Origin of the sequence: Myxococcus sp. AS-1-15 (genome assembly GCF_020037055.1) — a bacterium.
GTDB classification, from domain to species: Bacteria; Myxococcota; Myxococcia; order Myxococcales; family Myxococcaceae; genus Myxococcus; species Myxococcus fulvus.
In genome coordinates this window covers 847,053-872,122 of the sequence record NZ_JAIQDF010000003.1, presented here as the reverse complement: position 1 = coordinate 872,122, position 25,070 = coordinate 847,053, and the positions used below count along the sequence as shown (strand labels likewise).

Annotated in this window: 22 protein-coding genes and 1 pseudogene; 12 read left to right on the top strand and 11 right to left on the bottom strand. The window is 71.1% G+C overall.

Translation table 11 applies throughout. The features are described 5' to 3' along the window. Nucleotides 1–263 (bottom strand): annotated as a pseudogene (locus K8625_RS13110) (germacradienol/geosmin synthase); the annotation flags it as partial. 367 nt (nt 264–630) lie between these two features. On the opposite strand from K8625_RS13110, the gene fdhA reads away from it, so the two are divergent. Next, on the top strand, nt 631–1,827 hold the full coding sequence (fdhA, locus tag K8625_RS13105; RefSeq protein WP_141326887.1) for a formaldehyde dehydrogenase, glutathione-independent: 1,197 nt from the start codon (nt 631–633) through the stop codon (nt 1,825–1,827). Between the two features lie 67 nt (nt 1,828–1,894). On the opposite strand, the gene K8625_RS13100 is transcribed toward fdhA, so the two are convergent. Continuing rightward, entirely contained in the window at nt 1,895–2,392 is a 498-nt protein-coding gene (locus K8625_RS13100; RefSeq protein ID WP_223749528.1) for a tenascin-X, read from the bottom strand. A gap of 235 nt (nt 2,393–2,627) precedes the next feature. Here K8625_RS13100 and K8625_RS13095 point away from each other — a divergent pair, with 235 nt between their 5' ends. The 3 genes from K8625_RS13095 (at nt 2,628) to K8625_RS13085 (ending at nt 5,740) form a co-directional block, all read left to right on the top strand. Then, complete coding sequence (locus K8625_RS13095) at nt 2,628–4,652, top strand: hypothetical protein (protein WP_223782896.1); 2,025 nt, start codon at nt 2,628–2,630, stop codon at nt 4,650–4,652. 159 nt (nt 4,653–4,811) lie between these two features. After that, a complete protein-coding gene (locus K8625_RS13090; protein WP_223782895.1) occupies nt 4,812–5,315 on the top strand; it encodes a VOC family protein in 504 nt (167 codons plus the stop codon). Nucleotides 5,316–5,461: 146 nt separating this feature from the next. Further along, nucleotides 5,462–5,740: a hypothetical protein gene (locus K8625_RS13085; RefSeq protein ID WP_223749531.1), complete on the top strand. Its 279-nt coding sequence runs from the start codon at nt 5,462–5,464 to the stop codon at nt 5,738–5,740. A 64-nt stretch (nt 5,741–5,804) separates the two neighbouring features. Here K8625_RS13085 and K8625_RS13080 read toward each other — a convergent pair whose 3' ends face one another. From K8625_RS13080 to K8625_RS13070, 3 genes are all read right to left on the bottom strand, one after another. Beyond that, a complete protein-coding gene (locus tag K8625_RS13080) occupies nt 5,805–6,101 on the bottom strand; it encodes a hypothetical protein (RefSeq protein ID WP_223749532.1) in 297 nt (98 codons plus the stop codon). 124 nt (nt 6,102–6,225) lie between these two features. Then, complete coding sequence (locus K8625_RS13075; RefSeq protein ID WP_223782894.1) at nt 6,226–9,201, bottom strand: protein kinase; 2,976 nt, start codon at nt 9,199–9,201, stop codon at nt 6,226–6,228. Between the two features lie 110 nt (nt 9,202–9,311). Next, nucleotides 9,312–10,172, bottom strand: a complete 861-nt coding sequence (locus K8625_RS13070; RefSeq protein ID WP_223749534.1) for a class I SAM-dependent methyltransferase — start codon at nt 10,170–10,172, stop codon at nt 9,312–9,314. Nucleotides 10,173–10,323: 151 nt separating this feature from the next. Here K8625_RS13070 and K8625_RS13065 point away from each other — a divergent pair, with 151 nt between their 5' ends. Beyond that, nucleotides 10,324–10,611, top strand: coding sequence for a hypothetical protein (locus K8625_RS13065; RefSeq protein ID WP_223782893.1), 288 nt, complete (start codon nt 10,324–10,326; stop codon nt 10,609–10,611). A gap of 10 nt (nt 10,612–10,621) precedes the next feature. On the opposite strand, the gene K8625_RS13060 is transcribed toward K8625_RS13065, so the two are convergent. Next, entirely contained in the window at nt 10,622–12,106 is a 1,485-nt protein-coding gene (locus K8625_RS13060) for an alpha/beta fold hydrolase (RefSeq protein ID WP_223749536.1), read from the bottom strand. Between the two features lie 65 nt (nt 12,107–12,171). Between K8625_RS13060 and K8625_RS13055 the strand changes: the two genes are divergently transcribed. Continuing rightward, complete coding sequence (locus K8625_RS13055; protein WP_223782892.1) at nt 12,172–13,080, top strand: LysR family transcriptional regulator; 909 nt, start codon at nt 12,172–12,174, stop codon at nt 13,078–13,080. Nucleotides 13,081–13,156: 76 nt separating this feature from the next. Here the strand turns inward: K8625_RS13055 and K8625_RS13050 are convergent, their stop codons facing one another. Next, on the bottom strand, nt 13,157–14,062 hold the full coding sequence (locus K8625_RS13050; protein WP_223782891.1) for an NADP-dependent oxidoreductase: 906 nt from the start codon (nt 14,060–14,062) through the stop codon (nt 13,157–13,159). A gap of 352 nt (nt 14,063–14,414) precedes the next feature. Between K8625_RS13050 and K8625_RS13045 the strand changes: the two genes are divergently transcribed. Then, nucleotides 14,415–15,386, top strand: coding sequence for an aldo/keto reductase (locus K8625_RS13045; RefSeq protein ID WP_223749539.1), 972 nt, complete (start codon nt 14,415–14,417; stop codon nt 15,384–15,386). Between the two features lie 4 nt (nt 15,387–15,390). Here the strand turns inward: K8625_RS13045 and K8625_RS13040 are convergent, their stop codons facing one another. Continuing rightward, the gene (locus tag K8625_RS13040; protein ID WP_223749540.1) at nt 15,391–16,119 is read right to left on the bottom strand and encodes an SDR family NAD(P)-dependent oxidoreductase; all 729 of its coding nucleotides are present in this window, start codon (nt 16,117–16,119) and stop codon (nt 15,391–15,393) included. Nucleotides 16,120–16,317: 198 nt separating this feature from the next. Between K8625_RS13040 and K8625_RS13035 the strand changes: the two genes are divergently transcribed. After that, entirely contained in the window at nt 16,318–16,548 is a 231-nt protein-coding gene (locus K8625_RS13035; RefSeq protein WP_223782890.1) for a hypothetical protein, read from the top strand. 7 nt (nt 16,549–16,555) lie between these two features. Here K8625_RS13035 and K8625_RS13030 read toward each other — a convergent pair whose 3' ends face one another. Next, entirely contained in the window at nt 16,556–18,334 is a 1,779-nt protein-coding gene (locus K8625_RS13030; RefSeq protein WP_223782889.1) for a CHASE domain-containing protein, read from the bottom strand. Between the two features lie 104 nt (nt 18,335–18,438). On the opposite strand from K8625_RS13030, the gene K8625_RS13025 reads away from it, so the two are divergent. Both K8625_RS13025 and K8625_RS13020 read left to right on the top strand, forming a co-directional pair. Beyond that, on the top strand, nt 18,439–20,016 hold the full coding sequence (locus tag K8625_RS13025; protein ID WP_223782888.1) for an NAD(P)/FAD-dependent oxidoreductase: 1,578 nt from the start codon (nt 18,439–18,441) through the stop codon (nt 20,014–20,016). A 103-nt stretch (nt 20,017–20,119) separates the two neighbouring features. Then, a complete protein-coding gene (locus tag K8625_RS13020) occupies nt 20,120–20,974 on the top strand; it encodes a hypothetical protein (RefSeq protein ID WP_223749544.1) in 855 nt (284 codons plus the stop codon). On the opposite strand, the gene K8625_RS13015 is transcribed toward K8625_RS13020, so the two are convergent. Beyond that, nucleotides 20,965–22,740, bottom strand: coding sequence for a methyl-accepting chemotaxis protein (locus K8625_RS13015; RefSeq protein ID WP_223749545.1), 1,776 nt, complete (start codon nt 22,738–22,740; stop codon nt 20,965–20,967). The genes K8625_RS13020 and K8625_RS13015 overlap by 10 nt on opposite strands. A gap of 336 nt (nt 22,741–23,076) precedes the next feature. Between K8625_RS13015 and K8625_RS13010 the strand changes: the two genes are divergently transcribed. Beyond that, complete coding sequence (locus K8625_RS13010) at nt 23,077–23,268, top strand: CsbD family protein (protein WP_223749546.1); 192 nt, start codon at nt 23,077–23,079, stop codon at nt 23,266–23,268. A 70-nt stretch (nt 23,269–23,338) separates the two neighbouring features. Here K8625_RS13010 and K8625_RS13005 read toward each other — a convergent pair whose 3' ends face one another. Next, entirely contained in the window at nt 23,339–23,497 is a 159-nt protein-coding gene (locus tag K8625_RS13005; protein WP_015353070.1) for a hypothetical protein, read from the bottom strand. Nucleotides 23,498–24,089: 592 nt separating this feature from the next. Here K8625_RS13005 and K8625_RS13000 point away from each other — a divergent pair. Continuing rightward, nucleotides 24,090–25,022 carry a universal stress protein gene (locus K8625_RS13000; protein ID WP_223782887.1) on the top strand — a complete coding sequence of 311 codons (933 nt, stop codon included), beginning with the start codon at nt 24,090–24,092 and terminating at the stop codon, nt 25,020–25,022. Nucleotides 25,023–25,070: the final 48 nt, after the last annotated feature.

Sequence of the window (25,070 nt, the reverse complement as noted above, 5' to 3'; positions counted from 1 at the left end):
CAGTCCGTGACCAGGTCCAGCACCGGCCCCGGCGCCTCGGGGTGCGTGTACGCGCAGAGCAGCGCGTAGTCCATGCCATCGAAGCGGCGCTCGGACCAGACCTCCCGGTCCGTCCCATCCCTCGGCGGCCCCAGGATGCCCATCTGGTAGGACCACGCCTTGGTGTGCACGCGGGCGGCTTCCAGGCTCGGGTTCAGCCGCGCCGGCCACGGCACGTAGAACTCAGGCAGCTGGAATGGTTGCTTCTGACGCGCCTTGGACATGCTCACCCCTCGTTGAGTGCCAGGGCTTGTACTGTCGTCTTGTTGGCACTTCCACGGATGTCATCGTTGACTCGGTAAGATGTTTTATCCGCGAGATAAGACATGGCGGGATGAGCGATGACTCACCTTCTTCACAGGATGAGAAGAAGGGAGTTTCTCTCTCGGGAGTGCAACGGGAGCGTTTCATTGTCGTGACGGCGGATGCGTCTGTCTTTGCGAACTTCTCAAAGGCTGGCAGCGGCCGAGACGGCGAGGGCCTCTTCCGCCAGGCCGCCTCCGCCGTGCGTGCGGGGGCGCGCGTCCCCAGCGTTACCCGGACCTGCACGCGGCGCGGCGGATGGCCGGGCCGCCTCGGAGGAGTCCGCTCATGGCCAGCAATCGCGGCGTCGTCTATCTCGGTCCCGGCAAAGTGGAAGTCCGCTCCATTGACTATCCCAAGATGGTCAACCCGGAAGGGAAGTCCATCGAGCACGGCGTCATCCTCAAGGTGGTCACCACCAACATCTGCGGCTCGGACCAGCACATGGTGCGCGGGCGCACCACGGCGCCCAAGGGGCTGGTGCTCGGGCATGAAATCACCGGGGAGATCGTCGAGAAGGGCAAGGACGTCGAGTACCTCTCCGTGGGCGACCTCGTCACGGTGCCCTTCAACGTCGCCTGTGGCCGCTGCCGCACGTGCCGCGAGCAGCAGACGGGCGTGTGCCTCAACGTGAACAAGGGGCGCGCTGGCGGCGCCTACGGCTACGTGGACATGGGCGGCTGGGTGGGCGGACAGGCCGAGTACGTCATGGTCCCCTACGCGGACTTCAACCTCATCCGGTTCCCCGACAAGGCGCAGGCGCTGGAGAAGATCCTCGATTTGACGATGCTCTCGGACATCCTGCCCACGGGCTTCCACGGCGCCGTCACGGCGGGCGTCGGCGTGGGCTCCACGGTGTACGTCGCGGGCGCGGGGCCGGTGGGGCTCGCGGCGGCGGCCTCGGCGCAGGTGCTGGGCGCGGCGGTGGTGATGGTGGGCGACATGAACGCGGACCGGCTCGCGCACGCGAAGTCGGTGGGCTTCGTGCCCATCGACCTGAAGAAGAGCGACAAGCTGGAGGACCTCATCGCCGCCGTCATCAAGGAGCCGGAGGTGGACGCGTCCATCGACGCGGTGGGCTTCGAGGCGCACGGCCATGGCGCGCAGGCCTCGTCGGAGGCGCCCGCCACGGTGCTCAACTCACTGATGGCCATCACCCGCGCGGCGGGGGCCATCGGCATCCCCGGCCTCTACGTCACCGAGGACCCGGGCTCCAAGGACGAGTCGGCGCGCCAGGGCAACCTGCGCATGCGCTTCGGTCTGGGCTGGGCCAAGTCCCACCGCTTCTACACGGGGCAGACGCCGGTGCTGCGCTACAACCGCCAGCTCATGCAGGCCATCCTCCACGGCCGGCTGAACATCGCGAAGGTGGTCAACGCCACCGTCATCTCATTGGATGACGCGCCCCGGGGCTACCAGGAGTTCGACGCGGGCGTGGCGCGCAAGTTCGTCATCGACCCGCACGGGACGCTCAAGAAGAAGTAGGCCCGGAAGAGACGACGCCACCGCGCCCGACACGGCTGGACGGGCGCGGTGGGGCCTTCACCTCAGCTCACCCTTCCGGGACCTGCGGGCAGGTGGACGGGTCCTGCTGGCAGCCGGGCACGCAGTCCACGTAGCACCACGTGGCCTCGTTGCCCTGGCACAAGCCGTCACCGCACGACGCGGCGCAGTCGGCCGGGCAGCTCCCCGCCCACTCACCGCCGTTGCAGATGCCATCGCCGCACCAGGTGCTCGGGGCGGTGCAGTCCTGCGGGCACGTCACCCACGTCTCGCTCCCGTTGCAGATGCCGTCGCCGCACACCGGAGCCGCGACGCAGTCCTCGGGGCAGTTGGAGGCGCTCTCGCCGTTGGCGCTGTCGCAGGAGTTGTCGCCGCAGAGATAGGTGCACGGCAGACACGCGCCGCCTCCGGCGGAGCCGCACGGACACGGGTCGCCCATCGCGGACACGGTCGTCTCCGTCGTCTCCGGGGCGGCCTCGGTGGTGCCACACGCGGCGAAGAACCCCAGCGACACTCCCGCCACGAGAACCAGCAGATGCGACTTCATCGGTGACTCCTTTGAAAGGGAAACCCGGATGCTAGTGCATCCCAGGGACGACGTGACATGTCCGTGGCGAAGGGATGTTTCACGAGGCTCCGCCCGAGCAGGACTGCCCGGTCGGCCGTGACTCATGGCGCCGCGGTGTCTTGGTGGTTGTCAGTGTGCGCGGGCGCGGGCACAAGGCGCGTGGCGGCGCTCCTCGGGCGATGGCCGTCCGGAGGCGCCGCTCGTCGGAGGGCAGATGTCCCGTACGTGGTGGAGCATGGTGGCGGCCGTGGGTTTCATGGCCTGTGGCACGCAGGAGCCCGTCCCGGAGGCGCCGGAGCCGGTGTCCCGCGAGCAGGCATGGGAGGGCGAGCTGGAGGTCCGGGTGGTGGACTCGCCCTCGCTCGAGCACGCGTATCAGGAGTACTTCCTCGTGGCCGGCCGCGAGCGTCGCCCGGTGGTGTTCGCGGACACCGCGCCCCAGGGGCTGGTGAGCGGGCAGCGGGTGAGGCTGCGAGGCCGTGACTCGGACGGCGCCCTCGTGGCGCACGCGGTGGAGCTGGACCCGGAGCACCGCTCCGCGAGCGTCACCCCGGCCTGTGGGGTCACGGGTGTGCAGCGCACCCTGGTCATCCTCGCGGAGTTCCCGGGGCAACCCACGCCGTCGCTTCCGTTGTCCAGGGTGGAAGATGCGTTCTTCTCCACCACGCGCCGCTCGCTCGCGGGCTACTGGAGCGAGGTCTCCGAGGGGCGCACCACGACGACGGGCGCCGTGGTGGGTTGGTACACCCTGGACCGCGCGTACTCGTGCTCGGAGACGAACGAGATGCGGGACGCGGCGATTGCCGCGGTGGGCGACGACGTGGACTTCACCGCGTATGACCGCATCTTCGTCATCCACCCGCGTCCGCTCGCGGGCTGTTTCTACGGAGGGCTCGCCACGCTGTCGTGTGGACAGGTGCCGACGCCGTCGGGCACCGTGACGGCGTCCACCGCGTGGCTGGTCGCGGAGTCCATGGACACCTATGACCGCGCCGTGCACCTCATCACCCACGAGGCCGGGCACAACCTGTCGCTCAACCACTCGCAGTCGCGCGACTTCGGCGCGGAGCCGCTGGGACTGTTGAACGAGCTCGGCACGCTGGACGAGTACGGGGACATGTTCTCGACCATGGGCCGCTGGAACCTGGGGCACTACGCGGCGCCGCACAAGGCGCGCATCGGCTGGTTGGCCTCGACCTCGGTGACGCAGGTGGACGGCGTGGGCGGCACCTTCACGCTCGCGCCGGTGGTGTCCTCCACCGGGGTGAAGGCCCTCAAGGTGCGCCGGGGACAGGGCAACGGCGCGTGGCTGTGGCTGGAGTACCGCCAGCCGACGGGTGGCTACGAGCCGACGCTGCCCGCGCAGGTGTTCGGCGGCGCGCTGGTCCACTATCAGGACGGGGACACGCGCGATGGGACGCACCTGCTGGACTTCACGCCGGGGACGGCGTCCTGGAGCGACCCGGCGCTGCTGCCGGGCATCACCTGGGAGGACCCGTACAGCAACCTGTCGCTGCGCGTGGTGTCCGCGACCCCCGCCGGGCTCACCGTGGAGGTCCAGTACCGTCAGGGCTCCTGTGTCCGCGCGGCGCCTGAGATCGAGGTGACGCCGTTCGAGCCGACCGTCTACCCGGGCGCGCGCCCGGAGGTGGAGCTGTTCATCGTCAACCGCGACAGCCCGGCCTGTGGCCCCAGCACCTTCCAGCTCGCGTCCATCATCCCCACGGGCTGGAGCGCGGACCCGCTCTCCCCGCAGCGCACCATCGCCGCGTCCGGCTCCGTCTCCCTGACGCTGCAGCTCTACACGCCGTATTCGATGGCGCCGGGAACGTACACCACGGGCGTGGACGTCACCCGCTCCGGCCACACCGTGCGCGGCACCGCCACCCTCGACGTCCTCGCGCCCTGCGTGACGGCCGCGCCCACGCTGACGCTCTCGCCGACGACAGTGACGGCGGCGCCCGGCTCGCAGGTGACGTGGACCGTCCACGTGGCGAACCACGACGCGGCGTCGTGCCATTGGGTCTGGTACGACTTCTGGAACAACGACACCACGGGCTGGGACACGGAGTTCTCCGACTGGGGAGTGAACCTCCCGCCGGGCGGTGACTTCACCTTCACGATGACGAAGCACATCCCGTCGAGCGCCCGAGGGACTCACACCGTGGGCCTGGAGTTGTTCCAGGACGAGGTGGGCACCGTGGGCACGGCGATGGCCACGGTGAACGTCGTCCCCTAGCCTGTCTCACGGGAGGGGCGCCGCGGCCCCAGGCTCTCCTCCCGCCCGTGCGGACGGGCGACCCGTCGTCCGCGCGAGGGCCCCCGGGTCGCACCGCCGGGCCGCCCGCTTCGAGTCTGTGCAGCTTTGCCTTCACACACCCCACGGAGGGAACCCGCCATGTCCCAGAAGCTCCAGCGCATCACCCAGTGCCTCTGGTTCCAGAGCCACGAGCAGACGGAGGCCGCCGTCGCGCTCTACACGTCCGTCTTCCCCAACTCCCGCGTCATCACGCGCACGAAGTACACCGAGCAGAGCGCGGGACCGAGCGGTCAGCCGCCCGGCGCGGTGATGACCCTCCTCTTCTCGCTCGACGGCCAGGAGCTGCTCGCGCTCAACGGCGGGCCCCACTACAAGTTCACCGAGGCGATGTCGCTCATCGTCAACTGCGAGACCCAGGCGGAGGTGGACCACTACTGGTCCCGCCTGTCCGAGGGCGGCGACGAGAAGGCCCAGCAGTGTGGTTGGCTCAAGGACCGCTTCGGCGTGTCGTGGCAGGTGGTGCCAACCGAGCTGCCCCAGCTGCTGGCCAGCTCGTCCCCCGAGAAGGGCGCCCGGGTGACACAGGCCCTGTTCAAGATGAAGAAGCTGGACCTGGACGCCCTGCGCCGCGCAGCCGGCTGAACGCGGCCGCGGTGTCTCAGGGCTCCGTGAGACACTCGCGCACAAGAGTCCTGGATGACTCAGTTTGTCGATGATGTCTCGTTTTGCTGGGTGGTGTTAGGGTATCGCCACCGGGGCGGAAGACAGCCCCGGTGGAGGATACACACGTGCGGAGCAGGAACATCCTGGGTGCGTTGCTGATGGCGGCGGGCTTCATGGTGGGCTGTGGCGGCGCGGAGCCGCTGGAGGAGACGCAGGCGGAGCTCGACACGCGCGAGGACGCGCTGCCCTTCTGCGGAAACCAGTCCTACTGGATTGATTACTACTCCGACGCGACGCTGACGAAGTGGGTCGGCTACATGAGCTGCTCCTGCTACGAGACGGCGTACATCGGTGGCCGCCGCACGTCGTTCGCGGTGACCGAGTACTCCAGCACCTGCGGCTGAGCCGTCTTCGTGCGGGAGGTGTCCGCCCGGTGCTCACGATGGAGCGCCGGGCGGTCCTCGTCGCTCACGGACAGATGTTGTAGCAACTGCCCGCGTTGCGGGCCCTGCACTCCGCGGTGGTGGCGCAGGACGAGCAATCCCACGAACAGTAGCCGAGCGCACCCGAGGGCTCCTGGACCAGGAGCGACGGCTCCACGTCCTGGGCGCCCGACATGAGCCGCTGCTGGCGCGCGGCCTCACATGCGGTGGAGGCCGGTGGCCGTTCGTCCCCAGGTCGCTCCTCCTGCGAGAGGGTGGTGACGACCATTCCCACGGCGACGGTCAACGCCAACACGAACCCCGAGGCGGGCTTCAGCATCATGCGCGGCTCCTTGTGGAAGGACTCGAGGGCATGATGCCGAGGACTCCCGCATTGCCCGCATGCGTCACCGCGCATGCCTGTGTTGTGTTGAACAGCGCTCGACGGGTCCGTTCCGCCCCCGCGCTCACGGCGCGCTCTTCGCTCCGCGCCTCGAGCCCTGACGCTGCTGGATGCTCCGGCGCAGCTTGGCGATGAGCACCTCGGGGCTGGCCGAGCGCACGATGACGTCGTCGGCGCCGGCCTCCAGGCCCGCGGTGAAGACGACGGGGTCGTCCTTGTCGACGATGAGGAAGACGGGCAGGTCCTCGGTGGCAGGCGCCTTGCGCAGCGCCTGGAGCAGCGAGTGGAGGTCTCCGTCCGGCAGCGGGTCCGCGAGCACCGCCGCGTGTGCTCCGGCGCCCAGCGCCTTCTCCACCTCCGCCCGGGTCCGCGCGCGCACCGCGGCCATGCCCTCCGCCATCAGGCGGATCTGGAGCGTCAGCGCGTTGGTGCCGTCCGTCTCCGCCACCACGACGCGGAGCGCCGCCTTGTCCGTCTGCGCGGTGGACTCCAGCTCCGCGGTGAGCGCCTCCAGCGCGGGCGCGGGGAGTCGTGGGTCCTGACGCAGCGCCTGGAGCGCCTGGGCCGCGCGCGCCGGCGGAGCCTGGGGGCTCTGGACCTCCTGGACGAAGCGCGCCGCGCACAGCAGGGCGCCGGCGGTGCGGCTCGCGGGCGGCGTGCGGTCCTCGCCCTCCGGCAGTACGGAGACGAGCAGCTCGTTCACCTCGGGCGTGGTGCTGCCCACGAGCGCGAGCGCCCGGGCGCGCGAGGGCAGGGCGAAGCGACGCGGCTCCTCCAGCCGCGCGGCCAGGGCCAGCGCGCTGGCCGCGGTGGTGACCAGGACCTCCTCCACGCGCCCCGCGCCCATCCGCGTCGCCAGCCGCCGCGCCAGCTTCGTCAGGGCGGGCGCCAGCGTCCCGCTGCCCCCCAGCATCGACAGCACGCCGTCGAGCAGTCGGGACTGGACCTCGCCCAGCTTCGCCAGCGGGCCGCCCTCGCCTGTCAGCGCCGCGCTGTACGAGGGCAACAGCCGCACCTCGACCTTGGGGTGCGCGGCGCGCAGCTTCTGCGCCAGGGCTCCCGGCTCCGCGACTGTGTCCTCGAGCACCAGCACCAGGTCATAGCCCCCGAGCGCCAGCGCGCGAGCCGCGTCCGCCGCCGGGCTGGTGGCCGCCGCGAGCCCCTGGGACAGGAGCAGCTTCACCGCGGCCTCGCGCGGCTCGGAGGGCTCGGCCACCACCAGCACCATGCGCGCGCGCACGTCGCTCTTCACGGGCGTGGCGCGGCTGACGGGCTCTACGGGCGCGGGCTTGGGGCCCTCCAGCGTCTGTCCGTCGAGCACCCGGCGTCCGGTGAACTGCTCCGCGAACTGGAGCACGCGGGTGTCGCGCTCCTTCGCCTCGGCCGGCTCCTCCAGCTCGATGGGCGAGCGGTCCCGCACCTTCGGTATCTCGTTGTCATAGAAGCGGAGGATGGCCTTGCGGATGGCCTGCTCGGAGGCGAACAGCCCCTGCACCGACACGACGCCCGCCTTGAACTTCAGGTTGTTGGTGACCTCCACGTCGCGCGGGTCCAGCACCGCGCAGAGCAGCTCGCGGCCCTTGAGCCCGACGGGCAGGGCGCACAGCCGGTCGCACAGCTCGCGCGGCACCAGGCGCAAGAGCTCCTCCGGCACCGGCATCGTCATCAGCTGCTGCTCGGTGATGTGCGGCAGCCCGAACTGCTCGGACAGCGCGAGCACCAGGTTGTCGGGCTCCAGCCAGCGCTCGTGGACGAGCACCTGGCCCAGCCTGCCGCCGTGCTTCCTCTGAATCGTGAGCGCCTCGTTCAGGATGTGCGGCGTCACCATGCCGCGCGTCAGCAGGATGGCGCCCAATTGCTGTCGCGCCCGCACAACGCGGGTGCCGAGCAGCGGAGGCGAGCCCAGGCGCGTGGCCGGCTCGGCGCCCTGCACGGGCTGCCGGACCACGGACGTGGCCTGGGGGCCCGAGGGTGGCGGCGTCACCGGACGCAGCGTGGGCGGCGCGAGCGTGGCGGCCCCGGGGCGGCGCGCCTCCCGGGGCGGCAAAGGCGCGGGCGTCCGCATGCGCGCGAGGTCCTCGTCCACCAGGCGGATCTCCTCGCCCGGCGCGCCGGCCAGGTCCGCCAGCGGCGAGCGCCACTCGGGGAGCGCGCGGGCGAAGAGGCTGGCGATGTCGGCGGCGCCCACGCGCAGCCGGTGGTCGAAGAGGAAGCTCTGGATGCCCTCGGAGAACTCGCGGGCGGCGGGGCAGCGCGCGTCCGGGTTGGCCGCCAGCGCGCGCAGGAGCAAATCCCACAGCGGCGCGGGCACGCCCGGCAGCGGCTCCAGGGCGCGCTCGTCGAAGCTGCCCAGCGCGTGGATGATTTGCGGCGTGCTGCCCTCGAAGAGCCGCTTGCCCGCGAGCATCTCGTAGAGCAGCAGACCCAACAGGAAGATGTCGCTGCGCTGGTTCACGGGGCGCCCGTGCACCTGCTCGGGGGAGAGGTAGTTGATCTTCCCCTTGAGGATGCCGGCCTGCGTCTCCTGCCGCTCCTCGTCGGCCACCTTGGCGATGCCGAAGTCGGCCAGCTTCACGCCGCCGTTGCTGGCCACCATGACGTTGGCGGGGTTGATGTCGCGGTGGACGATGTCGAGCGGCGCGCCGGACGGGTCCGTGCGCCCATGGGCATACGCGAGCCCGTCGGCGACCTGCTGGGCGATGAAGCAGATTTCGCGCAGGCCCAGGGGCACCTGTCGCTTGCGCGCCGCCTTGATGAGCGCGCTCAGGTTCTCCCCGTCCACGAACTCCATCACCATGTAGTACTGGCCCGCGCTCGTGCCCAGGTCCAGCACCTGCAAGACATTGCCGTGCTGCAGCGTGACGGCCAGCTTGGCCTCGCGCAGGAACAGCTCCACGAAGGACGTGTCCTGCACGAACGACGGCAGGATGCGCTTGACGGCGACAGGCTTCTCGAAGCCCTCCGCGCCCACCACCTTGCCGAGATAGACCTCGGCCATGCCTCCCGCGGCGAGCTTCTTGACGATCCGGTAGGTCCCCACGCTGTCTCCGGAAGTTGCAATGGCAGTGCAAGTGTTCCGAAGAGAGGAAAAGCCAGAATCCGGCAGGCGTACGGAGGCCCCCGCCGAAAAGCTGTCGGACTGTCGGCTGCTCAACCCTTGGGAGTGGAGGGGTGTCTGATATTGGAAGACGGGGTCGGTTGACGGATGCCGACGGTGAGGTAGGCATTGAACTGGACGACCTGTGCGCCGGGCCCCAGGTCCTGGGTGACCTTGTCCACGACAGTCTTCTCGATGTCTGGCCATTGCGCGCCCAGGGCGCGGCGGGCGAGGGCGACGGGGGCGGCGGCGCGCATCATGGCGTCGACCATGGCGGCGGTGGAGGGGTAGTGGGCGGGGACGGAGACCTGGTGGACGTGGACGTCGTCGAAGCCGGCGGCGCCCATCTCCTGCTGGCAGGTGTCGGGGTCGGACAGGGGCATGACGCCGCCGCGGGGAGCGCCCTGGCCGGGCAGCTGTTCGGCGAAGCGCTGGTAGACCAGGTTCATGGCGGGGGAGTGCTCCATGGGGCGCCAGCTGGAGACGACGGCGCGGCCGCCGGGGCGCAGCACGCGGTACAGCTCGCGGAAGCCCCGGGGGCGGTCGGGGAAGAACATGAGGCCGAAGAGGGAGAAGGCGGCGTCGAAGGTCTGCTCGGACAGCTCCAGGGCCATGCCGTCGCCGACCTGCGCGTCGATGTCGAGCCCGGCGGAGGTGGCGCGCTCACGCAGGGCGGCGAGCATCTTGGGGGCGAAGTCGATGGCGGTGACGCGCAGGCCCTGACGGGCGGCGAGCAGGGCGAGGGTGCCGGGCCCGGCGGCGACATCCAGGACGTGGGCGCCGGAGGGGGCGGCCACGCGGGTCAGCGCGTCCTTCGCGAAGTGCTCGAACACCGGGAGCAGCTCGCGCACGTACTCGGGGGCGACGAGGTTCCAGGCTTCGGGCGCGGCGAGGGGCGATGCGGTCGACGACATGGTGCGGCCTCCGGGATGGGGCGCGGATTCCACCCGAAACGGAGCGCGAGCGGGAGGTGAAATGCACGCGGACGAGGCGGTCCACGACGCGGTGCGTGCATGCGGAGGCGCGCCTTGACCCAGGAGACGTGTCACCGGAGGCTGGGAGGCCATGCGACTGCGATGGGTGGTCTGGGGCGCGCTCCTGGGGGTGCAGCTCCTCGTGACGGTGTTCCCGGTCGAGGCCTTGGGGCCGGTGGTGGCGGGCTCGGTCTATCTGCCGTTGATGTTGTTGAGTGGCCTGGGATTGCGTGTGTACGGACCTGGCGAGTCGGGAGGCTGGGCGCCGCCGTCGTTGGAGGGGTGGCTGTTGCTCGCGCTCTTCTGGGGCCTGGTGTGGTGGGCCGTGGTGTCCCTGGGCGCGCGGCTGATGCGGCCCAGGGCGGGCCTGTCGACGTAGGCCCCCGCGCTCAGGGGGGCGCGACAGCGGCGCTCTGGCCGAAGTCCGCGCCGCGCAGCTTCGTCACGCAGTCCAGGGGCAGGGGCGCTTCGGGGGCACGCAAGAAGGCGAGCGTGATTTCTCCGCCGCAGCGATTGAAGGACGCGCCGTGGCTCTGTCCCGGCATCTCGACGTAGCGCGCGTGAGGCATCGACTCGAGCAGCTGTCGCCCCCAATCCGGAGGCGTGTCCGGGTCGAACTCGCCGGCGAACACCAGCGTGGGGACGTCGCTCGTCACCGGCGTGTTCTCCTCGGCCGGAGCGCGCGCCACGTTCCAGGCGCGGCAGGTCTCCACCGACGCCGTGCCCTGGTCCACCCCCCCGAGCCCCACTGAGGGCGCCCGCTGCGCGGCGATGCGCTGGGTGTCCTCGAAAGGAAGCTCCTCCGAGCACCAGACCGACAGCCTCAAGCCCCACGTCATCGTCGAGGGCCCCAGGCTGTCCTCCACCAGCGGCGTCAGCTCCGAGTAATCCCCCGCCGCCGCTCGCGAGATGATGCGAGGCACCAGCGGGATGCGCTTCGGGTCGTGCAGTGCCGCGTCGATGGCCCGGACGACCTCCGCGCCCCGGACCTCCACCGGCTTGCCCTCTGTCTTCGATGGATTCAGCACCAGCACCAGCGGCTTCCGGTCCGCCGCCGCGACGAGCTGGGCGAAGCGCTTGCGCAGCTCCGGGTGGGCGGCGCCACACTCCCGGTCGAGGGCGCAGCCATCGAACACCCCGTTGAGCACGCGCTGGAAGTTCGCGGCGGACACCTCGTCGAAGTTCACCTCGGGCGGCAGCACCGAATCGAGGATGAGCGAGCGCACCGTCCCCGGGTGCCGGCGCGCCACCGTGAGCATCAGCCGCGTGCCGTACGAGAGGCCCTGCAGGTTCAGCGTCTTGTACCCGAGCACCTGCCGGAGCGCGTCGATGTCATCCGCCGTGGCGGCCGTCGTGTAGCCATCCAGGTCCACGCCCTCGGAGGCCCACTTCGCGCGGCAGCGCCCGGCCTCCTTCGTCAGCGCGTCCTGCGCCTTCTGGCCCCGCAGCCGGCCCGCGGCAATCTCCCCCTTGAGCGCGTTGATGCCCGGGCACTCGAGCGCGGGCTGCGCCAGCTTCCCGCCACGAGGCTCCAGGACCAGGAAGTCGCGCTCATCGAGCAGCGGGTTGCGCTTGCCGGAACGCACGTTGGAGACGGCGCTGACACCGGGCCCGCCGGGCATGAAGAGCAGGGGATCCGGGGCCGGCTTCTGGGCGCGGCTGCGCAGGCGCATCGCGGGAAGCTTGATGAGTCGGCTGTCCGCCTTCTGTCGGTTCTCCGGGACGACGAGCAGGCCGCAGTCGATGGCCTCGTCGGACGCGACGGTGGCAGGGCAGGGCGTCGGCTCGAAGCGGGGGACGGCCTCCGGGGCCGAGGCATGGGCGGTGAATCCGAGGAACAGCCCCGTCACGAGGACGAAGAAGCGCGAGGACATGGGGGACTCTAGACCCGGCGTTCGAAGCGGCGTCCAATACGGAAAAACCACCCTGTGATAACGCAGTGAAATCACCGCCCCTCGACACCCGTCGCCTCAGTTGTTTCATCGCGGTCGCGGAGACGCTGCACTTCCGCAAGGCCGCCGAGCGGCTCCACCTCGCGCAGCCGGCGCTCAGTCAGCAGATTCGCCGGCTGGAGGAGGAGCTCGGCTGCCAGTTGCTGCGCCGGGACCGACGGCGCGTGGAGCTGACCCCCGCGGGACAGGCCCTGTTGGACGCGGGGCGGCGCGTGCTCGTGCACCTCTCCCATGCGACGGAGGCCGCGCAGCGCACGGCGGCGGGGCAGCAGACGTTGCTGCGCGTCGGCTTCCTGAGTCCGGCCTCGTTCTCGCTCGTGCCCGAGGTGCTCCGTCGACTGCGCGCCGCGCACCCGGAGGTCCACCTGATGTTGCGTGAGGCGGACAGCACGACGTTGTTGGAGGAGGTGCGACTGGGAGGGCTCGACGTGGCCTTCGTGCGAGGCCCCGTGACGGCGTCGGGAGTGCGCATCGACACGCTCCGTCGCGAGCCGCTCGTCGTCGTGCTGCCCTCGGGGCATCGACTGGCACGCAAGACGCGAGTGCCCCTGGAGCAGCTCGCCGACGAACCGTTCATCGGCTTTCCGCGGGACACGGCGCCCTCGCTGCATGACGCGGTGACGGGGATGTGCCTGGAGGCGGGCTTCGCGCCGACCTTCGTGGCGGAGGCGGGGGAGTGGTTCACCATCGTCAGCCTGGTCGCAGCGGGGCTCGGCTGCGCCCTGTTGCCGGAGTCCGTGCGCACCTTCACGCGCGAGGGCGCCGTCTATCGCTCCATCGCCGGACACGCACGACACGTGGAGCTCGCCATCGCGAGAGGCCCCACGCCACCGGGCCCCTCCCTGCGCGCCTGTCTGCGAATCGTCTCCGCGCTGACGGACGTGGACCTGCTCTGAAGCGACGCATCCAAGGGGCTCGACGAGGAGTCCCCGGGCTCACGTCCGGGGACTCCTCCGCGACCGAGCCGAGAGCTCAGTTGACGAGCAGCACCTTGCCAGTGCCGCCCTTCTCCGCGTGCTTCTGGGCGTCCTTCGCCTCATCCAGCTTGAACGTCTTGCCAATCGGGATGGTCAACTCGCCCTTGGCCACGCTCTCTCCCAGCTGCGCGAGCCGGCGTCCATCCGGGTGCGAGAAGAAGCTGCTCACCTGGAGGCCCTTCTCCTTCGCCCCCTTCGGCTCCCCCACCACGCTGCACACCCGCCCGCCGCGCTTCACCTTGTCCAACACCGCCGCCACGGCCTTGCCGCCCACCGTGTCCGCCACGGCGTCCAGCGTCGGCAGCTTCGCGATGTCGCTCGCATCCTCCAGCGCGACCACCCCGTCCACGCCGAGCTTCCGGGCCTCCTCCACCTGCGTGGCCCGTACGCCCGCCCAGACCTTCGCCCCCCGCGCCTTCGCCGCGAACAGGGCCGCGCGTCCCACCGCCCCCACCGCGCCGGTGACGAGCACCGTGTCGCCTTGGGCCGGCTTCATCTGCTCCTCGATCAACTGCACGCCCGTCAGGGTCACCAGCGGCAGCGCGGCCGCGTCCTTCAGCTCCAGCGAGTCCGGCACCCGGGCCCAGACCTCCTCGGGGGCGACCACCGTCTCCGCATAGCCCGAGGACACCACGCCCATCACCCGGTCGCCCTTCATGAAGCCCTTCACGCCCTGCCCCACCTCGACGACCTCTCCCGAGACGTCCCGTCCGAGGATGGCGGGGAACGTCACCGGCATCACTTCCTTCATGTCGCCTCGACGAATCTTCCAGTCGACCGGGTTGATGCTCGCGGCGATGACGCGCACCTTCACGTCTCCCGGGCCCACCTTCGGCTCGGGCATCTCCGTCACGACGAGGTTGTCCGCATCTCCATAGGCCTTCAGCACGACGGCTTTCATGGGGTGGCTCCCGGAATGAAGTGGCTCGAAGCGCGCTCCAACGACGGACCAACGATAAGTACCGACGAAGCGGTCGCCATCGTCCGCGGGCGCCTGACTCCCTGGCCACCCCTCACGAGGACTCCTGGAGGCGCTGCGTGCCTCCGCCTGCTTGACCGCCTTCGGTTCCCCACGTCGCGGTGAAACGAAGAGGAGGGGCGCGCTGACTTGTGTCGCCTGCGCACGACAACCCCCCGAAGTCCGTCCAGGACGCTCGACTCGGCCCCGGTGACTCGTCACTGTACGCGGCGCCTGGCGGCCTGGGCCGGACCGCCGTGGCGCGCTGGAGTCCCTCGGCCGCGAAGGAGTCGCCATGCAGTACACGAACCTGGGTCGCTCGGGGCTCTCCGTCAGTCGGCTGTGTCTGGGCACGATGAACTTCGGCTGGAACACCGAGGAGCCCGAGTCCCACGCCATCATGGACACCGCGCTGGAGCGCGGCATCAACTTCTTCGACACCGCCAACGTCTACGGCTTCGGCGACAACAAGGGCCGCACCGAGCAGGTCATCGGCAACTGGTTCGCCCAGGGCGGACGGCGCCGCGAGCGCACCGTGCTCGCCACCAAGGTCTACGGCCCCATGGGCGACTGGCCCAACGAGGGCAAGCTGTCCGCCCTCAACATCCGCCGCGCCCTCGACGCCAGCCTCAAGCGCCTGCGCACCGACTACATCGACCTCTACCAGTTCCACCACGTCGACCGCGCCACCCCGTGGGAGGAGATCTGGCAGGCCCTCGAGGTCGCCGTCACCCAGGGCAAGGTGCTCTACGTCGGCAGCAGCAACTTCGCCGGCTGGCACATCGCCCAGGCCCAGGCCGCCGCCACACGGCGCGACTTCCTGGGCCTCATCAGCGAGCAATCCCTCTACAACCTGCTGGCGCGCACCGTGGAACTCGAAGTGCTCCCCGCCGCCCGCCACTACGGCCTGGGCGTGCTGCCCTGGTCCCCCCTCCACGGCGGCCTGCTCGGCGGCGTGCTCAAGAAGGAGCGCGAGGGCAAGCGCCGCCTGGAGGGCCGCGCGCGAGAGGCCCTCCAGAAGAACCAGGAGAAGATCGAACGCTACGAAGCCCTCGCCGCCGAGCTGGGCCACGAGCCCGGAGACGTCGCGCTCGCGTGGCTTTTGCACCAGCCCGCCGTCACCGCGCCCATCATCGGACCGCGCGTGGCGGGCCAGCTCGACGCCGCCCTGCGCGCGCTCGACGTGAAGCTCGATGAGAAGACGCTGGCCCGGCTGGACGAAATCTTCCCGGGCCACAAACCCGCGCCCGAGGACTACGCCTGGTAATGCCTCACACCGCCGTCCAGCCACCGTCGACGTCCAGCACCATGCCGGTGGCATAGGCACACGTCGCCAGGAAGAACGCCGCGTCGGCCATGTCCCGGGGAGCGCCCGCGCGCTTCATCGGGACGTGGGCGGCGAGCGTGTCCAGGAACGCCCCCACCTGCGTCACCGGCACGCCCCAGTCGATGGCCGTGTCCTTCGTGAGCCCGGGTGACAGCACGTTCACCCGGAGGCCCCGGGGCGCCAGCTCCACCGCGAGCGAGCGCCCCATGGCGTTGATGCCGCCACACAGCCCCGCCCCGCCCGCGTAGTTCGCCAGCGCCGCGTGCCCGGCGATGCCCGAGCACAACAGGATGGCGCCCCCTTCCCGCATCTTCGGCACCGCGTGACGCACCGCGGAGAGCTGTCCGAAGAAGCGGTCCTTGAACAGCGCCTCCCAGGCGCTCATCGGCACCGTCTCCACCGGCCCGAACACCGCGCCGCCCGCGCACGTCACCAGCAGGTCCACCCGGGGCACCGACTCCATCAGCCGCACCACCTGGGCCTCGTCTCCCACATCCGTCACCACGCCGCGCGCGCCATGGCCAATCCGCGCCACCGCCTCGTCCAGCCGCCCCTGACGCCGGCCGGCGATGACCACCTCCGCGCCCTCGCTCGCGAAGCGCTCGGCGATGGCCAGCCCGATGCCCGTGGCCCCGCCCGTGATGACCGCGATTCGTCCATCCAATGCACCCATGGTTTGCCTCCTCGTGTCTGGGTATCCATCGCCGCTGACTGCATACGGCGCGAAGGCGTGGGCCTGGCGCTCACGATTCATGCGCCACCCGGCGCCCACGTGTGTCCTGGAGTCGAACTAGACAGTCCAGACAACCGTGGGGCAAGGTCGAGTTCCCCTCCGAGGGTGGGCCACCCTCCTTGCGCCGGAGTACACACCATGCGTCGCTTTGTCGTGTTGGTTTCGCTGCTGGGGCTGTCCGCGTGCGGTGGAGGAGTCGAAGCCGAGCCGCAGCCCGAGTCCCCCGCACAGACGGAGCAGGGGCTCTGTACTGGCAATGCCTGGGAGTGTTTCTGCGCGCAGTACAAGACGCAGGCGACGTGCAACCAGGCCTCGTCGGGAGCCCGGCACTGCGTCTGGCAGAACAAGTGCCTGCCGACCTACGAGTGAGCTGACCTCAAGGGGTGTCCATGAGGGGCGGCCCGGCGCGAGGCAGGTGGACGATGAAGGTGGAGCCCTCGCCCGGGCGGCTCTCCAGGAGGATGCGGCCCCCATGGGCCTCCACGAGCTGGCGGGTGATGAACAAGCCCAACCCCAGCCCGCCGTAGTGCCGGCTGGACACCGCGCGCTCGAAGCGGTCGAAGACGCGCGCGGCGTCCTCGGGGGCGATGCCGATGCCCCTGTCTTGCACCTCCACGCGCGCCAGCTCCGCGTCGCCGCGCACGCGCACGTCCACCGGCGCGCCGTGCCCGTACTTGAGCGCGTTGGACATCAGGTTGGTGAGGACCTGCTCCAGGCGCAGCCGGTCCCACCGGCCCGTCATCGGCTCGGGCGCGTCCACCTCCAGCCGCACACCCGCGGCCTGGGCCTCCGCCTCGAAGCGACGCGCCAGCTCCCGCACCAGCTCCCCCAGCTCCACGTCCTCCAGCTGCAGCTCCATCCGCCCGCTCGACAGGCGCGCCACGTCCAGCAGGCTGTCCACCAGCTTGGTGAGTCGGGTGGTCTGCCGCTCGCACGTCTCCACTCCGCGCTCCAGCCGCTCCGCGTCCAGCGGCCCCGGCTGCCTCAGCTGCCGGAAGAGCAGCTGCAGCTGGAGCTTGAGCGAGGTGAGCGGCGTGCGCAGCTCGTGCGCGGCCACGCTGAGGAACTCGTCGCGCACGCGCACCGCGGCCTGGGCCTCATCGGCCAGCCGTCGATGCTCGGCGCTGGCCTGCTCCGCCAGGGCGCGCGCGTTCACCTGCGCGCGGGTGACGAGGAAGAGCAGCAGCGACATCAGCAGGCCGCCGCCCGCCACCGTGAAGGGATGGCTGGAGCGCGTGCCCCTCATGAAGGCCTCGCGGGTGGTGAACACCAACGTCCACGGCACCCCGGCCACCTGCACGGTGAGCTGCTGCCGGAGCCCCCCCGCGTCCGGCGCGCCGGGGTGCGAGGTGTAGAGCCGCGCCGGCTCGCTCACGGTGGCGCCGTCGTAGATGGTCAGGTCGATGGTGGACTGGAAGCCCTGGAAGCGCAGGCCCTCCACGAAGTCCTTCATGCGGAAGGCGCCGAAGACGAACCCCTCCAGCCGCTCGCCGCGGGCCTGGGGCGTGGTGGGCTCCACCATCCCCGCGTAGAGCGGGACGTAGATGACGAAGCCCGCCTGGGCCACCTGGTCCACGGGCTCGGAGACCAGCTGCACCTTGCCGGTGGCCGCGGGCAGGCCGCTTCGCATCGCGCGCTCCAGCGCCGCCCTGCGCGCCGGCTCGGACATGATGTCGAACCCGAGCACCCGGAGGTTGTTCACGTCGAACGGCTCCACCAGGTCGACGACGGCGTGGTGCTCGCGCGCGTCCTCGGGCCACACCCGGTACTGGGGGAAGCCCTCCTGGCGCATCCGGGCCTCGTGCCGCGCCAGCTCGTCCCGGCTCAGCCACCGCGCCAGGCCGACGGCCTGGATGCCGGGGTAGCGCTGGCGCACCTCCAGGCTCTCAGTGTACGCGCGGAACTCGCGCCGCTCCACCGCCTCGCTGCCGGTGAAGACGCCGCGCGTGCCCAGGAGCATGGCCTGGTAGACGTCCAGGCGCTGCTGGAGGGCCACGGAGCCGTCCGCGGTGGCGTCATCGAAGAGCTGCTGCCTGCGCAGGCTCACCCCCCGCCGGATGTACGTGGTCGCCCCCGCCGTGACGAGCAGCCCCATCAGCAGGGCGAGGAGGGCGGCCGCGTTGCGGCGCACGTGGGAGGCGAGGGAGGTCGACACGAGTGTCCTCCAGGAGAAACGCCCGGGCCTGAAACACAATCCCCGTCCATCCGTCCGCGTGAGCGACACTGCAACGGCTGCTCGCTCGGGGCATTCTAGGAGCCATGGTGCGTCACGTCATCGTCGTGGGAGCAGGACCGGGCGGGCTGTCCGCCGCCATCAACCTGGCCGGGCAGGGCTTTCGCGTCACCGTGGTGGAGAAGGACCCGGTGCCCGGAGGGCGGATGAAGGGGCTGACGCTCGGAGCCCAAGGCGAGTACACACTCGACACGGGGCCCTCCATCCTCCAACTCCCGGGGGTGCTGGAGCGCATCTTCGAGCGCTCCGGACGTCGGCTGGCGGACTACGTGAAGCTGGTCCCGCTGGACGTCAACACGCGGCTGCACTTCTGGGATGGCTCCCAGCTGGACACCAGCCGGGACCCCGCGCGGATGGAGGCGGAGGTGGCGCGCTTCGGTCCCCAGCAGGTGGAGGGCCTCAGGCGCTGGCTCGCCGAGGGGAAGGACAAGTACGGCATCGCGTACGAGAAGTTCATCTGCACGCACGCGGGCAGCCTCGCCTACTACGCCCCCTGGCGGCTGGCCTCCACGCTGCGCTTCAAGCCCTGGCAGACGCTCTACAAGCACCTGGACTCGTTCTTCCACGACGACCGGCTGACGTACGCGCTGGCGTACCCGTCGAAGTACCTGGGCCTGCACCCGACGACGTGCTCGTCGGTGTTCAGCGTGATTCCCTTCATCGAGCTGGCCTTCGGGGTGTGGCACGTGGACGGCGGCTTCCGGGAGCTGGCGCGCGGGATGATGCGGTGCGCGCAGGACCTGGGCGCCACGTTCCGGATGGGCGCGCCCGTCAAGCGCGTGCGCGTGGAGGCAGGGCGCGTGGCGGGCGTGGAGCTGGAGGGCGGCGAGGTGCTGGAGGCGGACGCGGTGGTGCTGAACGCGGATTTGCCCTACGCGGCGACGAAGCTCTTGTCGGCCGAGGCGCGTGAGGGCTCGCGGCTGACGGACGCGGCGCTGGAGAAGGCGAAGTATTCGTGCAGCACGTTCATGGCGTACTACGGCCTGGACACGCGCTACGACGATTTGCCGCACCACCTCATCTACCTCTCGGAGTCGGCGCGGCGCACGGACCGGGACGCGCTGGAGGACCGGGAGCTGGACGTGGACGACCCGCCCTTCTACGTGTGCAACGCGTCGGTGACGGACCCGAAGGGGGCGCCGGAGGGACACTCGACGCTCTACGTGCTGGTGCCCACGCCGAACACGGCGCGGCCGGTGGACTGGGCGAAGACGGAGGCGACGCTGCGCGAGCGCATCCCGGCGATGCTGGAGAAGGTGGGGCTCAAGGGCGTGCGTCAGCACATCCGCGCGGAGCGCTACTTCACGGCCCAGACGTGGCGGGACGAGTTCAACGTGTTCCGGGGCGCGGTCTTCAATCTCTCGCACACGTGGATGCAATTGGGCCCGCTGCGGCCGCGGGTGAAGAGTCCGGACGTGGAGGGGTTGTATTGGGTGGGCGGAGGCACGCACCCGGGCAGCGGACTGCTCACCATCATGGAGAGCGCGAACATCGCGGCGGACTACCTGACGCGCGAGACGGGCAAGGGGCCGCTGCCGGGCTGGCCGTACGTGCCGCCGCTGGAGGATGAGGCGCGGTCGGCGCCCCAGGCGCGCGCAGGCTGACGCGGCACTGCGCCGCGTCACTCCGGCCGCGCCTCCTCTCCAGCCATGCAGGCCAAGGGGGCCCGGCTCGCAACGAGGCCCCACGGATGCGAAGCTGTCTCCCATGCCGTTCTTCATCCCATTCGCGGTGGGAGGCCTGGTGCTGACGGCGCTGGGGCTCGGTGCGAAGAAGGTCTGGGACCAGGGCCGCGTCGTCGAGTCCCCCGCGCTCGCCCAGGCCCGTGAGCGACACGCCGCCGCGCTCGGCGCGCTCAAGTCCGCCCGGCTGCGCGTGCGCACGGGCCTCGCCTCCTACGGTGAGCGTCAGGCCCGTGCCCGAGCGGAGGTCGTCGAGCCCCTGCGAGGACTGCTCGCGCGACTGGAGCGCTGGGAGCACGCGAAGCGGGAGGACGTGCTCCCGCCCGAGGCCCTCGCGGCCCTGGAGGCGCTGCCCTCCGAGCCCGTCTCCCGCGCCGCGCGCCGGGCATGGCCCCTCTTGGGCGCGGGCGCGCCCGTGCCCCCCGGCTGGGAGCCCGTGCTCACGTGGATGGAGCGAGGCTGGCTGCAGGAGGACGCGGCCCCGGTGGTCGTCGATGGGGTCTCCCTGTTCGAGGCCGCGGCGCCATGGGCCTCGGCGAGCACCGTGGAGGACACCGACGAGGCCCGCGTGCGTCAGCTGGACGCCTGCGCGGCGACGCTCCGACAGGCCACGGAGTTCCTCGACGCCCTGCTCGGAAGGCTCACCTCGCTGGAGACCCGCGTGGGCGCGCTCCAGTCGAGGGCCGAGGTCCAGCTTGCGTACCTGGACGCGGCGAGCTTCGAGCAGGACGGCCCCGAGCCCCGCGAGCGCCTCGGCCGCCTGGGCCTGCTCGTGGGCCGGCTGGTGGTGCTGCTCCGCGCCCCGGTGCTGGGGCCCGACGGGCGACTCGAACCCGAGCCGCCCGTGTCCCCCGAGGAGGCCGCGCTCGCTCAGACGTAGCGCTGGGCCAGCTGCGACACCTGTCCGGTGGCGTGGGTGACGGCGACGGCCGCCTGCTGCGTGGTGTCCAGGTGGCGCAGCGTGTCCGTGGTCAGCTCATCCAGCTCGCGCACCGCGGCGAACAGCTGGTCCACGCCCTGGTGCTGCTGGGCCACGGCCTCGGCGATCTGCCGCACCGCGGACGCGGACTCGCGCGACAGCGTGGCCAATTCGCGCAGCCGCTCGCCGCTGGTGCGAAGCGGCGCCAGCGCCGTCTCCACCCCCGCCGCGCTCCGGTCCGTCATCTCCGTGGCCTGGGTGGCCGCCGAGGCCATCGTCTCCAACAGCCCGCGCACCTGGTTGGTCGCCTGGACGGACTGGTCCGCCAGCTCGCGCATCTGCCGCGCCACCACGCCGAAGCCCTTGCCGTGCTCACCCGCGCGCGTGGCCTCGATGGCCGCGTTGATGGCCAGCATGTGCGACTGGTCCGCCAGCGCCTTCACCACCTCCGACACGCGGCCGACCTCCCGCGCGCGCTGCTCCAGGTCCTGCATCTGCCCGTGCAGCCCGTCGGCGATGTCGCGGATGGACGCGAGGCCCTTCTCGGTGCCCTGCAGCGACTCCTCGCCCAGCCGGCCCACCGCGGCGGCGCGCTCGGCCACCTGGAGGATGCTGGTGGCGCGAGAGGCCGCCACGTGCGACGCCTGCTGGATCTCCTGCGCCGTGGCGCGCGCCTGGTGCAGCGCCGCCGCCTGCCGCGACAGCGTCTGGTTCTGCTGGTTGCTCGCCTCCGACAGCCGCGTGCCCGCCTGCGCCAGGTCCCCCGCAGACGTGCGCAGCGAGCGCGGCAGCTCCTGCAGCCGCTGGTACAGCTGCCATGTGGTCGCGGCCAGGTCGCCCAGCTCGTCCGTGGACACCCACCGCGGCGGCGCCGCGCGGCCCTCCACCAGCGCCTCCAGCGACGCGCCCACCGCGCGCGAGCCCTTGGCCAGCCGCCGCGCCGCCCACGCCGCCGTGAGGATGGAGCCCAGCGCCGCGTAGCCGCCGAACATGACGACCGGCAGCACCAGGTCCTTCTGCAGCGGCGCCACCGTGGCGCGCACCTGCGCCGCCGACGCGGCCTGGCCCTTCGACTCGATGTCCTTCGCCAGCGCCCCCAGCTCCCGCTCGATGCGCAGGTTCAGCGTCACGACGCTCGTCAGACACGTGACCAGCAGCGCGGAGACGACGGTGGCGGGCAGCAGCCACAGCTGTCGGGGCGCGAAGCCCTCTCCGGCGGGCCGCGCGCTGGGCGCCTTCTGGTAGGCGTCCAGCACCGTGGGCATCAGCACCTGCTCATAGAGCATGTACAGCAGCGGGCTGCTGAACAGCCCCGCGCTCATCGACACCGCCACGCCCACCGGCACCACCGACATCGGCCGGTCCAACAGGAACGCCACGCCCCCGTTGAACAGCACCCCGCCGATGAACCACGACACCATCGACTCGCCGAACGCCAGCTGCGACGGGATGCGGATCAACCGCTCCACCCGCAGCCGCCCTTGCGTCGCCATGGCCCGCTTCAGGAGCCACGGCAACACCACCATCGGCTGCGCCACCGCGCACAGCCCCAGCACCAGCGGCGTGATGACTCCCAGCAGGATGCGCGTCGCCTTCGGCCCCTCCAGTGACAGCAATTGCATGTCCACGTACAGGGCCGGGCAGAAGGCCACCGTCGTGATGAGGGAGCGCAACAGGTACATCCGCCGGAACAGCGCGCCAGGGGTCGGAAGCGGAGGAGTGGACATCGGGAAGCAGTGACTCCGGGGTGGCAGTGACTTCAGCGTGCGGGGCAGCGCGCCTTGCGTCAATGTCCCGTTTCAGCAGGGGGGAAGGATTCCAACCAGGGAGCGTCTCGGGCTCCCCCCATTCCACTGGGGCCACCGGACCTCCGCAAGTCCGTGGCCGCGCTTCGCTCGCCTGAATGTCTGGGTATTTTCCTTGAATTGCGGGACTGCTTCTGGAAGGGGCCGGCCCCCGCCACCCGAGCAGGCGAGCGGCCTGGCCCTCCTGCACGACTCCAGGGCCATGCCCACACTCACTCCACAACGGCTCTCACGAGCTCACAGCCACAGGAGAGTGACATGGGTGAGTTGATCGACAAGGCCAAGGGCAAGATCAAGGAGACCGTGGGCGCGGCCACCGGCGACCGTTCGCTGGAAGCGGAGGGCAAGGTCGACACGGCCAAGGGCCACGCCAAGGAGAAGCTGGAGGACGCCAAGCGCGCCGTCCGGGACGCGGTGGACGACGACAAGCCGCGCCGCGACGAGTTCTGATTCTCGGCGACGAGCAAACCAGCACACGGCCGGGTCGCGGGGAGGCTCTCCTCGCGGCCCGTCGCCGTGGCTAGCGCTTCACCTCGGGCGGACACGCCACCTCGAGGAACGTCGTGGTCTTCCCGCTGAGCATCACCCACAAGCAGCGCAGCACACAGCCCGCGCCGAACTCTCGGTAGATGAGACCCAGATTGGTGACCACCTCTCTTCCGGTGATGACGCCGCGCATTGGTCCTCCCCCTTCTTCAGCTTCCCGTCCGTCCCGCCACCACCCACCGCGCTGTCGTCGGAGCCCTTCTGCAAAGCTCCGGCCGCTTCCCGCGCGGCCCGCTGAAGACGCTCTGTTGCTCCGCGAACGTGCCAAGCGCGCCAATCTCCAGGCAGGAATGCGCGCGTGGAACTCCCGTGAGGGATACGGATGCGGCGCGCCTGGAGTTTTTTCAGGGGGACACCCCACGGTGTGAGGCGGCCGTCCGCCCCCACTCCGCACGGCCCCGCGGGACGGGAGTCGTGCTCCACCCTCACTCGAGGACGAGTCGTGTGACGCTGGCCGCCAGTCGTGTGACGTGGGCCGCCACACGCGAGGACCGAAGGGCTCCTCCGCCCGCTCGTGCACACGGCGTCCCCGGGGCGAGGGTGGCATCCCGGCGCGGCCGCCTGAATCTTCGAGGTGAGGGCCTCACGGGGCCTGGGCCGCGAGGCGCGGCGGACCGGCGGGCAACGGCTCGCGGACAGGTCCCTGTCGGGCGCATGGGATGGCGAATCACGCCCCCACGGCGCCGACGCTGGAGCAGCAAGGCCATTGAAAGGAGGGTCTCGTGATGAGGCAGCATGTGCTGACCCGTTTGGATATCCCGTTGCTGCAGCCGGGGACCTTCCGGGGTCCCAGGGGGCTGACACGCCTGGTGGTGGCGACGGACTTCTCGCTGCGCTCCGAGCTCGCCCTGGCCCGGGCGCTGCGGTTGCCCCTGGGCCTGGGCGCCACCTTCACGCTGCTGCACGCGGGGCCGGTGTTGGAGGGCTCGCCCGGAGGCGTGGTGCTGGGAGGCGGCTGTCTGCGCAAGGCCGTGCACGCGGCGTGTCGGAGGCTGCGCCACCGGTCGGACGTGACGGTGCGCGAGGAGCTGCGCCAGGGCGACACGCTGGACGCGGTCGCGGCGGTGGCGCGCGAGCAGGGCGCCCAGCTGGTGGTGCTGGGCGGCGAGCGGGTGCTGACGCCGGGCAGGTCGCTGGGAGAGGGCTCGATGGTGCGGCGCGCGCTGCGCCAGCTGGACACGTCGATGCTGGCGGTGCTGCCCCATCCGGCGAGGCCGTACGAGACTCCCCTGGTCGCGGTGGACTTCACGCGTGAGTCCCGGCGGGCGCTGGAGCTGACGATGCGGCTGTGTCCCCTGACGCCGGTGGCGGTGCTGCACGTGGTGGACACGCGCGAGGAGGAGGCGGCGCTGCGGGCCCGGGGCGCGCCGCCGGAGCGCTTCGTGATGCTGCGCCATGAGCGCGAGCTCGACGCGCGCCTGGAGCTCGCCCGCTTCCTGGCGCCGTACCGGGAGACGGGGTGCGAGCTGGAGGCCCGGCTGCGCTCCGGGGAGCCGGGCGAGGCGCTCCTGGCGCACGCGCTCGAGCTGGGCTCGGACCTGCTGGTGGTGGCGGGCCCGCGAGGGGCCGGGGACGAGGCGTCGCTGGTGGAGCGGGTGCTGGCGCAATCCTCGTGCGACGTGCTGGTGTCCCGGCACGAGCAGCCCGCGGTGGGGTGAGGGGCGGCTCTTTCGAGCGGATGTCGGGCGAGCACGTTATGAACGGGG